Below are 13,685 nucleotides of genomic sequence, written 5' to 3' on the forward strand. Positions count from 1 at the left end.
AATCGTACAGTACGTTATGAGTGTCTAAATCAATATTTATTTCGAGATCTGAGCGAGGTGCAGGACTATACAACTGACTGGCAGTACTTTTATAATCATGAACGACCTCATATGTCAGTAAATGGTTATCCACCTATTTTTAAACAATAACAAGGCTTTAGATTTTCTACCCATTAATTCAATTAAAAATGGGGGTATTACCAATAGACATAGGATGAATTAAACCCTAACGCAACGAATTCAGTTTTTTCTGACGTATAAAATCTTAATGAACTGACACTCTGATTTGCATCTTGTATATTTTTATTCGTGTTAATGAGCCTTCCATCTTGCTTTCCGACAACAAAAATCTCTTTCTCATCTTCAGTTGCAACATCCCACTGATAATCAATTTGATGACTATATTCAGTCTCAGCTTGAGGCAAACTGTATTGGACGCTTGCCACCCGTTCCCCACCCTCAAAACAATGCTGTCCTGCTTTCGCCTCAAATTTAGCTGAAGTACTCACAAAAACACCTTTTGAATTAATTTTGATTTGTGAACCACCTGCCGTTAGCACAATTTCTTTTGGACTGGTAATTTCCACCCGATCTTCCGTAGAAATCAGCTTGATTTTCTGGCGTGCAATTGCATCTATAGCACCATCTTGTGCCTGAATTTCGACTTTACCCTTGGCTGCAAAAGCACGTATACCTTGCTCCGCTGCAAATAAACTGATTTTATCGCGTGCATGTGTAATCACAGATTTTTGGGTAGAAACATTAATACTGCCTGCGGCACTTTGATGAATATGTTGATCTGCAGAAAGGTGTAAATCTTGCTGAGTTGAAACTGCAATTGAGTTGGGCGCACAAAGAATCATAACCGCCTGCTTAAAACTTGCCGCTTTAGTTTGATCTTCTAGTTCAATTTGATTTAAAAATTCTTTGAGATGCTCCAGTGTTTCCAAAGGATCTGTTTGCTGATTTTGTGCCAACTCACTTAAGCCTTTGCTTGCCGCTAAACTGGACTCCAATTGCCTTTTGGCAGGACTCGCATCTAAATGATACGCTTGTGCCTGTGCTTGTGGATGAGTTGAAAGCAGTAAGCCTGCACCTGCACGCACAGCTCCCCACCGATCAGTTCTTAATTCAAAGCCTTCGCCGCGCCCAATTGAATCCTCCTGCCGCATTGGATGGCTCAAATATCCTAAATTCAACTGACTCGCAGCATGACTACTCTGCAATTGCGCACTGAATTGTTTGGTGGTGTCATTGAAGCGAAGTTGGTTAAACCCTGCACCACGTATTTCTTGTGAACGAATCCCGCTCAAGTATTTGGTATCGGGTAGAGTTCCAACTGTATCGAATTGTGTCTGTTGTCGTTCTGCCTCATGTAAACGTCCAACCACAAAAGGACGATCAATATTGCCATCAAAGAAATCCACCACCACAATTTCACCAATACGTGGGTGAAATCTTGCACCATAACCCTCACCTGCCCACGGTGTGAGTACATCCACCCACGCCGAATCGCTCTCATTGTCGTTGGCACCCGCACCACCATCATGCAAGTGGTCATCACTTCGGGTAAATAAAAACCGAACTTTAATACGCCCCCACGCATCTACATGCACGGTTTCATCCTCAGGTCCAACCACTTTAGCGCGCTGTGGATAAGCCACGGGACGATGCAGTAATGGATTAAACTCTGGAACGAGCGCAATATGTCGTCGAATCAAATTCAATTGACAAAATTGTTGAGGATCACCCTCCAACGGTAACTGAAATGTCCACTGACTTTGTTGCAGCAGACTCAAAAAATGCTGTTGTAATTCAGGTGCTAAATTGTTTTGGTTATAAAACTGTTTGGACAGTATTAAAAACTCTCGTTCAGTTTGGGGATGTTGATCAATTTCAGCATGCCCGTGTAATTCAAACCAATACCCCACTTGCGCATCACGTAAATTACTTTGCGCGGAAAAATATTTTGCCTGCAAATCATAATACTGAGCCAATTGTTGTCCCAATTGTTCTAATTGTTCGGTACTTGCAGCTGTCACCTGATCTTGCCCAGTTAAGTCTTGCATCCACGCAGGACTCACGCACCACGCCTGTTCTAAACTTAAAGCTTCACTATTTTGTGTGCTACTTTGTAAGGGCGATGTGAACTGTACTGAATTTTGGTCCTGTGCCAAAAGATCGGGTTGCCAGCGTTGTAACTGTACTTCAGTGGGTTGCAGGTTACGCTGTGCCATCCAAGTGTAAATGCTATCCCGCTGCTCGATTGCACTTGTACGCTGAAATGCCACTCGTCTACGTTTTAAGGGCTGATAATGACTATTCTGCTCAATCAGTCTTAATTTTTGTGTATCCATAGGCGTTAAAAAATGCTCAACCCAAGGTTGTTTTTCATCCACCAACCAATTGATGCCTTCGCTACGCCACAAACGGGTTAAAAACTCATAATCGCTTTCGTTGGATTGTATGATGAGAGGTCGAACTGCATAACGCTGACTGAGACCACTTAAATCTAAACTTAAACTTGCAGCAAATAATGCACTGCGGTCTTGCCATTCTTTAAACAGAATTTCACTCACCTCCACCACAGTTTTATTCATAAATACCCGACTGTTGCGGCGTTTATGCCACAAAGCCGTTGCATCCTGAATCTGCAATTTATAGAGACTGAGCGTGCCATCACTTTGCCCTTGCGCTGCTGCAGTAATAATGCCGCTATGTCGAAATAATTCGCCTTGATCGGTGAGTTGATCTACAGCCACCCGACTGCCAATAAATTGTTTCAACGGCAAATTTGCATGCGGTGAGAGGCATAAGACATCCATCTGCAAACCTTGGTTGATGGCATGCTGACCATAAACGCACTGCAAAAAGACCTGATGATTTAAGGCTGAATTAGAAAACTGGATATGAATTGTGCGGTGTTGAGGGCTTAAGCCAAATTTTTCTAATACAGCAAAGAGTGAACTTTGCATTGTTATTATCGTTGCTATTTTTATAGTGGCGCTATTCTAATCAGCAACTTGGCAATTATCTAGAGCGTAAAATGGATAAAGCGATAAACGGAATTTGCAGTTAAGACCATCTCCATCGCCAATTTTGATAATCCTCAATCCCTCTATTGATGAAAAATCAACAAACATGACACATTGCGTTACTCTGCAGTCAAGACAATCTTCAATCGCTATGCTACAACTGAGTTATGCCGTCAAAAAAGGAGAGGTGAAGAAATTTATTGTTTTTTATCAAAACCTTTTTTTATTTTTATTTCGTCATCTCAGCTTTCTACATAAAAGGGTCATCATTAAGCTTTAGCATAATAAAAGCATGCAAATGCCTTACATATATAACTGCTATTCGGGAGCGAACATGAATAACAGCCAAAATTATGTCAAACAAATTAAAAATGCTAAACGTGGAGGATATACGCCTACCATCGCCAAAGACATCAACAAACATAAGATTCAAAAAGCCATTCGCCTAATTGAACAATGGAGAACGCTCGCAAATGAACTCAAACCACAAATGCAACTTGATATGGCCTTTACCTTAGAAGAATGTGCACAGGATTTAGATCGTATCTTAAGAAATAAATAATCGCTTTTTCACACCTCATTTCAGGTTGTTTTCTTCAATGAGCCCACCCGCTGGGCTCATTTCCTACAAAATCTTCTGTGTGATTTCCTCGTTTGTAACGCGCCAAAACCCTGCATACAAAATCTGCAAAAAATCTATGCCATGCATTAAACGGTTACTTTTTGGCTTGCGCACACGTAAAAATTCTGTAAAATTCTCTACACAACGCCGGCATAGCTCAGTTGGTAGAGCAACTGACTTGTAATCAGTAGGTCCACAGTTCGAATCCGTGTGCCGGCACCATATTAAACCTCATAAATTAAAAATTTATGAGGTTTTTTGTTTTTATAAACGTATATTTTTATCTTCCTCATGCTGCTCGAATCTCCAATTTATTTAGGGCTTCGATGTATCTGCAAAACTTCAATTGCAATACAAGATTGTGACTTTTCACTTGTTAAATGTATTTTATGATTTAGAATGCTGTACACATATTTCAGATCGTATTTTTATATTGATGGTCTATTTTGTTGATGTTTCATCCTTATAAACTGACATTTAAAAATATTTTTGTGAATTAAAATAAAAATTTAAAATTATAAGTCTTAGAAAATTTAGTATAAAAAACAATGCTTCTCTAAAGTTTTCTAGTTTAAGGAATACCTCATGGCTCAAAGCTTTGCAACGCATCATTCCATGACCAATCATGGTGGAATCATCCTTGCCAATCAAATGCGTGTTTCTCAAATGGGAAATTTATTTTTAGTGGCGGGTGATGGACATTTCTGCCCTAAGTGCCAGCGTTGGTCCACAATTATAAAAAGTCACGATCATATTCTTTTTGATGACAAAGCCGTGGGTTATGTCGGGGATCAATTGACGTGTGGCGCAAAAATTTTACCGAAACAGTTTCATGTGGTGGGTGGGATTTAAAGCCAATTATGAACATCCAAACACCGAAAAACTTCATTATCTAGCAGCTGATTACGATAGATTAAGCTTTTTCCGCACTCACCTGCACATATTTAATCCAGCCATCCGCATAGAGCTTGGCACATAAACGTGCGGTCATGGCAATTTTAAACCAGTCTGTATCTCGCGTTTGTACTCGATGCTTGAGATGCTGATTCACATAGTCAGCAAAACCCGCCAAAACCTGTGCCGACAAATCTTCCACCTGAATCTGTTTAAATTCAAACTGTGCCAAGACCGCTCGAAGCTGACTTTCGGACATTAGATCTTTAAAATTGACATCGGCAGATTTTAATAAGGCACGATATTGCAGCTGTTTGAACGCATGCGTTGGCGCTTGTTCTGCCCAAATTAAATAATGAAAGCCCAAACGTCCATTTGAATTCAAAACCGCACTGACCTGACTTAAAAATGAATTCAAATGACTGTGATATGCTGCATCGATACAGAACACCACATCAAAACGTGGTTGTGGAAAAAGTGCTTTTAAATTTAAAAATGAAGCAGCGTGAATTTTAATATTTGAATTTAAATGTTGTCGAATCGACTGCACATGATGATCTTGTAGCTCAACAGCTTCAAGTCGTTGTATTTGATAGTGTTCCAACCAATATTTAAGACTGGCACCTTGCCCACAGCCTAAATCCAGTACAACATCTTTTGAATTTAAATGCACTGCTGCGGCCAAATGCGCTGCTAAATTTTGACATGCAGCGGGATAATCAGATCCCACTGCATCTGACCAATAACCTAAATTGCTCCACGGCAGTGCGGAAGTATCTCCCAAATATGCCGCTTGAATGGCATATTTATGTTTTGGAAAATGCTGTCGTATCGCCTGTTGCCATTTCATACTGACTCAGTCTAATTCAAAAAAGAGGGGCTGTTGATAATTCATCTATGTTTGCGACAACGCATATTTTTTAGCTGATATAAGGCATGAGGCAGGAAATTTAGTCATTCTAAATGACTGACTCATAACGCAATAGCAGCAAAAAATATGCTTGTCCTGAAAGGCTGTGGCTAAAACTTTCTCAGATTGCGTTATGAAACTTGGCAATAGTCTCGCTATTCCCTGCGTTTCATGCCTGATCTGCTCAGTTTTAGCCTACAGCACAAACCATTTATGAAATATCAACAGACCCTAAACTTAATAACCTAATTGCGGCGCAACCTCAACTTGTGGTTTTAAATCAATAAACGGTAATGGTGCACCAAAAATTTCTGCAATATGCATAGCGGAAGTCACTGCAGATTCTAAAATTGGTAAACCATCGCACGACCATGAACCGCAGAAGAACACTTTACGATTGTCTTGGTGATGGCGCTGCTGCAACTCTTTGTTTAATGCCACTGTCTTTGAATCCACCACAGCGCGGGTTAAAGTTACCGTTGAAATGATCTTTTTCGGATCAATTGGTGTAACTGGACGCCATGTTTGGAACACTGGCGATTTACCGACCAAAGTTGGTTCGATCGAGTTAAGCCATACCGTAAATTGCTGACGAGTAAATTTACGATCCATCATATAACTTAAAACAGACCAATCTTTACGTTTTGGCGGCATCACCGTTTGATCAGTGTGAATCACCAAATCACCCTGCTCGAATTTGAACTGTTTAAGCAATTCAATATCTTCTGCAAATTGTTGATTGTCCAAGAAGTCTTGGACTTTAGTGGTTGGCGTTGCAATCACCACACGGTCAAATGTTTGCGACTGACCCTCAGAATTTTCAACAATTACACCATCTTCTTGTTGATGAACACGAGTAATCGCTGCACCACTTTGAATATTAATACCTTCAATCAACTTATCAACCAATGCAGGCGTGCCACCTTGTAAACGCAATAATGCATCACCATCAGTCAATTGGCGTAAAAATACCAACAATGGTTTTGCTGGCCATTCACCAATGGTTTTAGGGTCACAAGTACAAATGGTGTAAAGCACTGGCATCACTGCACCATGCCAAAACACTTCTTCAATTTCGTTACGGTTGATAAATTCCGCAAGGGTAATGTCTTGGTTTTTAGATTTGAAAAATTTAGCGATGGCTGTTTTTAACTGCAACATGCCTTTTACCAAACGCCAGCCGTATTGTTGTATGCCTTTACGGTTGTTAATGATTGGGAAATTACCAATACGGGTACGGCTTGTGGTCAGCCAAGTTTCGGTACGATCTTCAAATAACCAACTGCACGCCATATAAGTACGCACAGGATAAGTTTTAATGCCTAAATGTGTGGCCAAGCTGAGGGTGTTTTTCCACAAATGTGGGTTCATGACCCGTAACGGCGCATCAATTAAACCATCCTCAAATTCGATGCTATGACTGTCCATTCCACGACCAGGCAGCGCCTCAAAAATTGTAATGTTATGCCCTGCATCTTTAAGAATTCTTGCGGTAGCCAGTCCAGCCATACCACTACCGATCACTGCGATATCCAAACCGATCATCCATCTTTTTACATACTTTATGAAATTATGAACCATGCCTAAGGAAAATGAGCTATTAAAAACTACCAGATTGTGTACTTTTCACAGAGAAACAACACAAAGTACATTGGCAATATGATTACATTTTTTAACAATCAGAAAGTGCTTAAATAAGCCTTAGAATTTATTCATATTATTTCTTTAATACTATAAATAGTGTTCTAAACCATGTAGATAAATTCACCAATTTTATAATTTTCGTTTTACAAATAAATCTCTAAACGCTATGATACCAAGCACAAAAATGATAACTACATCACAGATAATTATCATAAAGAATATGATCAATCCGCTAAAACTAGAAATTTGACAGCGCCAGAACAACAAAAGCCTCGGTCGGGACATCGACATGAGGCTTTTTTCTTGGCTAAGATTTTTTTAAAGCTTAACCTGCTTGATGTTGAATCGGAATTTCACCAAACTTGCCTTGATTAAAATCTTCAAAAGCTTGAATGATTTCCTGCTTGGTATTCATGACAAATGGACCATAGCCTTGAATAGGTTCATTTAATGGCTTGCCTGTCAGCACTAAAAATTGCGTATCTTGCAGTGCTTCAAGCTGAATTAACGCTTCGCCATCTTGAGCAAATAACACCACTGAGTGATCTTGCACAAGTTGACTGCCATTGACCCGCACTTCACCTGCCAACACCACCAATAAAGTATTGTGATCTACCGGCACATGCAGCGCTTGGGTCTGTGCAGCTTTCAATTGTCCATCCCAAACATTGACAGGGCTAAAGGTGCTGGCAGGCCCAGATTGCTCTGCGTACTGACCTGCAATAATGCGTAAATGCCCCGCCTGATTTTCAAACTCAATTTTCGGAATATTTTGAGATTCAATGGCTTGATAACGTGGCGATGTCATTTTGTCTGCGGCAGGCAAATTCACCCAAAGCTGCACCATTTCAAACAATCCGCCTTGTGCTGCATAGTCTTTGGAGTGAAATTCCTCATGCACCACACCCGCACCTGCTGTCATCCACTGCACATCGCCTGTTTTGATGGTGCCACCACCACCTGCCGAATCTTTATGCGTCACTTCGCCCCGATAGGCAAGCGTCACCGTTTCAAAACCGCGATGTGGATGCGAACCAACACCATGTTGTGCGGTAGTCGCATCAAAATGATACGGCGCTGCATAATCCAAGAGTAAAAATGGACTGATCGCCTGCCCTAAACGGTCATAAGAAAATAGATTTTTGACTGGAAAACCATCGCCCACCCAATGCATGTTTTGGTTGCGATATAAACCGATTATTTTTTTCATGTGTTACACCTATTGCTAGGAGAATAGATGTTTTGATCTTAATCGCTCATCGCACCACAACCTAGTGCAAATTTGGCATACAGCATTGCAAGAATGGAATAATCTTGCTGAAACTTATACATGGTTAAACAAATCATGAGCATAAAAAATCCAGAAGCGAGGTTCTGGATTTTTAAAATTGAGTGCGATGATTCGGTTAGATTTTACCAACTAAATCAATAGATGGTGCTAGGGTTGCATCGCCTTCTTTCCACTTGGCAGGGCAAACTTCGCCAGGATGCACATGTACATATTGCGCTGCTTTCACTTTACGCAACAATTCTTGCGCGTCACGACCAATACCACCTGCATTGATTTCTACAATTTGGATTTTACCTTCAGGGTCAATCACGAAAGTACCACGATCTGCCAAACCTTCTGCTTCAATCAGCACTTCAAAGTTTTTAGACAATGTCCAAGTTGGGTCGCCAATCATTGGATATTGAATCTTTTTAATTTCTTCTGAGGTGTCGTGCCATGCTTTATGGGTAAAGTGTGTGTCTGTAGATACTGAGTAAATTTCCACACCCATTTTTTGGAATTCAGCATATTGATCGGCTAAATCGGCAAGTTCAGTTGGGCAAACAAAGGTGAAATCTGCAGGGTAGAAAAACACCACTGACCATTTACCAATAAAGTCTTGCTCAGATACGTCAATAAATTGACCATTGTGGTAAGCGGTTGCGTTAAATGCTTTGACTTGGGTATTGATTAAACTCATGGATGACTCCTCAATTCGTTTCGGGGATTGCTTATCTTGTGTAGCTAGAATACGAAAATCGAAAGAATCGGTAAAACAGTGTTTTTTTATAAAAATAATCGGATTTATGAATTATAAATCCTATCATAGTTTGAAATTTAATCGAGAAAATAGATATTTGCTAAATATCTGCATAAAAAACCCTTTGTCGAAACAAAGGGTTTGGATGATGATTTTCCATTTTGAATCAAATGGCTGTCTCTAGGGTGTCTCAAAACGGCAAATCATCATCTAAATCTGCAGGTGCGGTTGCAGGCGCAGCTTGTGGCTTCGGTGCAAAACCACTTGGGTTATTGTTGGCATAGCCACCACCCTGATTTTGGTTAAAACCGCCTTGATTTTGATTCGCATAACCTGTGGCTGGAGCTTGGTTCTGATTGCCATAACCGCCTTGGTTATTGTTAAAACGTGGTTGAGCAAAGCCACCATCTTGCTGGTCAGATTGTCCACGGTTAGCAGAGTCGAGCATTTGCATTTGATCGCCACGAATTTCAGTGGTGTAACGCTCTTGACCATTTTGGTCTGTCCACTGACGCGTACGCAATGAACCTTCAATATATACTTTAGAACCTTTGCGTAAATATTGCTGTGCAATCTCGCCTAAACGGTTATGTAAAACAATGCGATGCCACTCTGTTTGCTCTTTACGCTCACCTGTGTTTTTGTCTGTCCAGACATCACTGGTTGCGATAGAAAATTGAGTGAGAGAACCCCCATTTGGGAAAGTTTTTGTTTCAGGATCACGACCTAAAGTACCCACTAAGATGACTTTATTTACACCACGCATTAGATGTTTTCTTCCTATTTGTTTCTATTATTTACTTTATAAGAGTTATGCTTAAATGGCTACCTCTTTCCCAAACAAGTGCGTTAATTGTTGTCGCGCAGCATCATCAATATGCTGTTTATCAACCTTTACATACGCCACTTGTTGGTCAGACATCACCACGACCTCTTCAATACCACGAATTGCCAAAAGTTGAGAAGTCCATTCATCTGTTTCTCGGTTCTCAGGCAAACGCAACACCAAAGACGAAAGATAGCGCGGCTGCGCCAATCCAAAACTAACGAATAGCCAAATTATAGCAATCGCGGTCAAAATACTCCAACCGATTGCGGTGTGGTTGAGCATCAATAATTGTCCGCCAATCATCCCACCAAAGAATGCACCCAAAAACTGACTGCTGGCATTTACACCCATCGCGGTGGCTTTAGATTGAATTGGTGCAGCCTTTGACAACCACGAAGGTAATAAGGCTTCCATAACGTTAAAGGCAATAAAGAATAAACCCAAACCCAATAAAAGGATGTATTTCGATTCAAACCCGAAAATCAGCACCAACAGCCCTAAAATAATACCTGCAATCGCGGTCAGGAAAATGCCACGCATTTTGCGATATTTTTCTGCCAAAACAATGCTTGGAAATGCCACGAACAGACTGACCAACAACAATGGCAAATACACCCAACCATGATGCTGCAAAGGAATATCGGCAAATTGGATTAATTGCGAAGGCACATAAATAAACATGGCAGTCAGCAATAAATGTAGGGTAAATACCGATACATGCAGACGGTTTAAATCGCCCATTTTCAGGACTTGCTTTAACTGAGTGATATAGCCTTGCTGAAAATTACGATGATGACGCGTGACTTTAGGCACCAATAACAACATGAGAATCGCTGCTAGTCCCATCACTGTGGTGACCCAAAATAACCCTGAAATACCAACCCAGCCCGTAAGCCATGGCCCTAAACTAAAGGCCACCACAAAGGACATACCGATACTCATCCCCATCACCGCCATGGCTTTCATGCGGTTTTCTTCGCGGGTCACATCGGCCAGTAATGCCATCACCACGGCAGATACTGCGCCACCACCTGCAATGGCACGACCAATAATCACGCCATAAATGGTGTCAGACATGGCTGCAATTGCACCACCCAAAGCAAACAGTAATAAGCCAAAAACCACCAATGGCTTACGGCTATAACGGTCTGCAATTAAGCTAAACGGAATTTGTAAAATGGCTTGGGTGAGTCCATAAACACCAACGGCAAGACCAATCAGTGCAGGAGTTGAGTATTGATATGACTGCCCTGCTACTGAAAATACAGGAATAATCATGAACAGACCCAACATGCGCAATGCAAAAATACTGCTTAAAGCAAAGGTCGAGCGGCGTTCTAAGGCATTCATCATATCAATCGACTAAAACTAAATAATTTTGAATTTGCAGATATCCTACAACATTCAGCTTAAGGATGCTGATTTTTCCCGATGTTTATTCAACAGACCCTACTTTTTCAATAAAAAAGGGCGCAACGTTGTGCACCCAAATTTATATTTTATACAGTCTTCATCACCGTATTGCTCTGTGATTTCGCGGCAATACAGCAACGGGCATCACCATAGCATTAACCCGCTTTTGCCTGACGTTTTTTAAATTGAATAGATGCAATCACCGCCCAAACAATAAAGGCAACACCAATTAAACCTGTCACCACTTCTGGCACATGCAAGCCTGTACCGCTGGCAATCATAATAAAGGCCAACGCACCAATCGCATAGTGCGCACCGTGTTCAAGGTAAATATAGGCATCCAACGTGCCTTTTTCGACTAAATAAATCGTCATCGAACGCACGAAAATTGCACCAATCGCCAAGCCTAACATGATGATCACCACATCAGAGGTGATTGCAAATGCACCAATGACACCATCAAAACTGAACGAGGCATCTAGCACTTCCAGATATAAAAAGCCCCCAATACCCGCTTTCACCACGCCTGTCGGTACGCCATTTTCGTCATGACGCACAGCATTGCCCTGTTCATCGACCTCTGGTTCACCGCCCAACATGTGACTCAGCACTTGTACGCCAATATAAATCACGATGCCCCAAATACCCGCCATCGTCACCACAAGGCGCTTATCTTCCACCACATTGGCCGCCATGATTAACAAAGTCACTAAGGCCAAAAATACCGACATGGCAGGCACGCTTGCCAGATTGCTCAAACGACGCTCAAACCATCTAAACCAGTGCGTGTCTTTTTCATCATCCAAGAAAAAGTTTAGGAAAACCATCAACAAGAATGCGCCACCAAAAGCAGCAATTTCAGGGTGATGTGCCATCAGTTTAGCCGAATATTGCTTCGGATCATTCAATGCCAGTTGCACCACTTCCATCATGCCCATATCGGCAGTGACCGCCACAATGACCACAGGGAAAATTAAACGCATACCAAAAACTGCAATGATAATCCCCACGGTTAAAAACAGCATTTTCCAGAAATGATCCCAACCGCGCAGCACTGACGCATTCACCACCGCGTTATCAAACGACAACGACACTTCCATAATCGCCAAAATTGCGGTAATGGTTAGTGCGGTAAGCATGGTTTGCACACCTGCTTCTGGGCCATGGGTATAGCCCCAGTATGCAGATAGCGCAAGACACACAATCGAAAATACGATTGAGAAACCAAAATGTTTCATCATGAGAAACGACCTATCACTATATTTTGATCTGAACTTTTCATCTGCCGAATCTGTACCATCAACGCAAAGTACAGTTTTGATTAAGCTTTAACAGATACAAAAATTCTGAAAATTGAATTGCCCGAATTTTAAATCGGACAAAAACTGAGAATGTAAAATTTTATGCTGCAATTATGACGCTTTTTCCTCAACTTCGGCAAAATTCTTCGTATGATTTTTGGTTTCCCGATCAGATACCGTGAAAACCGTGTTTTTCATTCCCAAACTGCTATAGTGAAATGCAACGACATATTAGGAATTTAGGATGCGCTTTTCTCAAGACGCTTGGCAACGTAACCTTGCCCTTTATCACAAGACGCTCGCTTTACCATTTAATCAGGAGTTGGCACAAGGCACCTTAAGTAAAGCTGCTTTTGCACATTATGTGATTCAAGATTCACATTACTTAATTGCCTACGGGCGTGCACTGGCAGTCTGTGCGGCTAAAGCTTTTGATGCAGATGATATTATTCAGTTCGCAGATGCCGCCAAAATCGCAATTGTGGTGGAACGTACCTTACATGACAGCTTTATGCAGGAGTTTGATATTTCCAAACAGGAATTTGAAAGTACTCCGCTGACCCTTGCCTGTCATCACTACACTTCTTATTTAGTCGCAACCGCATGGTCAGAAAGCTATCCTGTGGTATTGGCATCACTACTGCCATGTTTCTGGATTTATGCCGAAGTTGGTAAAGATATCGTCAATAATTCTGCACCGAATAATCCGTATCAGGCATGGGTCGATACCTATTCGGGCGAGGAATTCCACACCGCAGTCAATAATGTGATTCAAACCATAGACCGTGTTGCTGCGCGCTGTGATGCCGATACCCTTGAAAAAATGCACCACGCCTACACCAAAGCTGCAGAACTGGAATGGTTATTCTGGGATAGCGCCTATCATCAACGTCAGTGGCCGGGTTTAGATCAAGCTTAACGGCCGCCCTCACGCACCGTATGGCAATCGCTCCATACATACAGTGCGACAGCTCATGACCGATAAAGCATGAAAAATAACACTTGAA

General features: G+C 41.4%; 11 protein-coding genes, 1 tRNA gene and 1 pseudogene. 5 read left to right on the top strand and 8 right to left on the bottom strand.

Annotated features, from left to right (window positions below):
* Nucleotides 1-150 (top strand): integrase core domain-containing protein (locus AC07E5_RS13260; RefSeq protein ID WP_498625650.1); only part of this gene is annotated, 150 nt, incomplete at its 5' end.
* Between the two features lie 47 nt (nt 151-197).
* Here AC07E5_RS13260 and AC07E5_RS13265 read toward each other — a convergent pair.
* On the bottom strand, nt 198-2,975 hold the full coding sequence (locus AC07E5_RS13265; protein ID WP_498625649.1) for a type VI secretion system Vgr family protein: 2,778 nt from the start codon (nt 2,973-2,975) through the stop codon (nt 198-200).
* Between the two features lie 394 nt (nt 2,976-3,369).
* Between AC07E5_RS13265 and AC07E5_RS13270 the strand changes: the two genes are divergently transcribed.
* The 3 genes and pseudogenes from AC07E5_RS13270 to AC07E5_RS13280 form a co-directional block, all read left to right on the top strand.
* Nucleotides 3,370-3,597 carry a hypothetical protein gene (locus AC07E5_RS13270; RefSeq protein WP_004970172.1) on the top strand — a complete coding sequence of 76 codons (228 nt, stop codon included), beginning with the start codon at nt 3,370-3,372 and terminating at the stop codon, nt 3,595-3,597.
* A gap of 206 nt (nt 3,598-3,803) precedes the next feature.
* Nucleotides 3,804-3,879: transfer RNA gene (locus AC07E5_RS13275), tRNA-Thr, on the top strand.
* A gap of 363 nt (nt 3,880-4,242) precedes the next feature.
* A pseudogene (locus tag AC07E5_RS13280) lies at nt 4,243-4,500 on the top strand (PAAR domain-containing protein); the annotation flags it as partial.
* Nucleotides 4,501-4,570: 70 nt separating this feature from the next.
* On the opposite strand, the gene AC07E5_RS13285 reads toward AC07E5_RS13280, so the two are convergent.
* The 7 genes from AC07E5_RS13285 to AC07E5_RS13315 form a co-directional block, all read right to left on the bottom strand.
* Nucleotides 4,571-5,401 (bottom strand): SAM-dependent methyltransferase, encoded by an 831-nt coding sequence (locus AC07E5_RS13285; RefSeq protein ID WP_279186113.1) that lies wholly within the window; start codon nt 5,399-5,401, stop codon nt 4,571-4,573.
* Between the two features lie 297 nt (nt 5,402-5,698).
* On the bottom strand, nt 5,699-7,006 hold the full coding sequence (locus tag AC07E5_RS13290) for an FAD-dependent oxidoreductase (protein WP_004970183.1): 1,308 nt from the start codon (nt 7,004-7,006) through the stop codon (nt 5,699-5,701).
* A gap of 424 nt (nt 7,007-7,430) precedes the next feature.
* Nucleotides 7,431-8,315 carry a pirin family protein gene (locus AC07E5_RS13295; protein WP_154321175.1) on the bottom strand — a complete coding sequence of 295 codons (885 nt, stop codon included), beginning with the start codon at nt 8,313-8,315 and terminating at the stop codon, nt 7,431-7,433.
* Nucleotides 8,316-8,511: 196 nt separating this feature from the next.
* Nucleotides 8,512-9,075, bottom strand: a complete 564-nt coding sequence (gene ahpC / locus AC07E5_RS13300) for an alkyl hydroperoxide reductase subunit C (protein ID WP_179995287.1) — start codon at nt 9,073-9,075, stop codon at nt 8,512-8,514.
* A 250-nt stretch (nt 9,076-9,325) separates the two neighbouring features.
* Nucleotides 9,326-9,901, bottom strand: a complete 576-nt coding sequence (ssb, locus tag AC07E5_RS13305) for a single-stranded DNA-binding protein (protein WP_096902231.1) — start codon at nt 9,899-9,901, stop codon at nt 9,326-9,328.
* A gap of 51 nt (nt 9,902-9,952) precedes the next feature.
* Nucleotides 9,953-11,317 carry an MFS transporter gene (locus tag AC07E5_RS13310; protein ID WP_279186115.1) on the bottom strand — a complete coding sequence of 455 codons (1,365 nt, stop codon included), beginning with the start codon at nt 11,315-11,317 and terminating at the stop codon, nt 9,953-9,955.
* Between the two features lie 215 nt (nt 11,318-11,532).
* A complete protein-coding gene (locus AC07E5_RS13315) occupies nt 11,533-12,618 on the bottom strand; it encodes a DUF475 domain-containing protein (protein ID WP_004970195.1) in 1,086 nt (361 codons plus the stop codon).
* A 304-nt stretch (nt 12,619-12,922) separates the two neighbouring features.
* Between AC07E5_RS13315 and tenA the strand changes: the two genes are divergently transcribed.
* A complete protein-coding gene (tenA, locus tag AC07E5_RS13320; RefSeq protein ID WP_004970198.1) occupies nt 12,923-13,597 on the top strand; it encodes a thiaminase II in 675 nt (224 codons plus the stop codon).
* Nucleotides 13,598-13,685: the final 88 nt, after the last annotated feature.

This window comes from Acinetobacter seohaensis (assembly GCF_056431365.1).

Excerpts from the sequence above, each read along its gene's own strand:
- AC07E5_RS13310 (WP_279186115.1), bottom strand. The coding sequence starts at position 11,317 with ATGATGAATGCCTTAGAACGCCGCTCGACCTTTGCTTTAAGCAGTATT.
- AC07E5_RS13270 (WP_004970172.1), top strand. The coding sequence starts at position 3,370 with ATGAATAACAGCCAAAATTATGTCAAACAAATTAAAAATGCTAAACGT.
- ahpC (WP_179995287.1), bottom strand. The coding sequence starts at position 9,075 with ATGAGTTTAATCAATACCCAAGTCAAAGCATTTAACGCAACCGCTTAC.
- AC07E5_RS13315 (WP_004970195.1), bottom strand. The coding sequence starts at position 12,618 with ATGATGAAACATTTTGGTTTCTCAATCGTATTTTCGATTGTGTGTCTT.
- AC07E5_RS13285 (WP_279186113.1), bottom strand. The coding sequence starts at position 5,401 with ATGAAATGGCAACAGGCGATACGACAGCATTTTCCAAAACATAAATAT.
- tenA (WP_004970198.1), top strand. The coding sequence starts at position 12,923 with ATGCGCTTTTCTCAAGACGCTTGGCAACGTAACCTTGCCCTTTATCAC.
- AC07E5_RS13295 (WP_154321175.1), bottom strand. The coding sequence starts at position 8,315 with ATGAAAAAAATAATCGGTTTATATCGCAACCAAAACATGCATTGGGTG.
- AC07E5_RS13290 (WP_004970183.1), bottom strand. The coding sequence starts at position 7,006 with ATGATCGGTTTGGATATCGCAGTGATCGGTAGTGGTATGGCTGGACTG.
- ssb (WP_096902231.1), bottom strand. The coding sequence starts at position 9,901 with ATGCGTGGTGTAAATAAAGTCATCTTAGTGGGTACTTTAGGTCGTGAT.
- AC07E5_RS13265 (WP_498625649.1), bottom strand. The coding sequence starts at position 2,975 with ATGCAAAGTTCACTCTTTGCTGTATTAGAAAAATTTGGCTTAAGCCCT.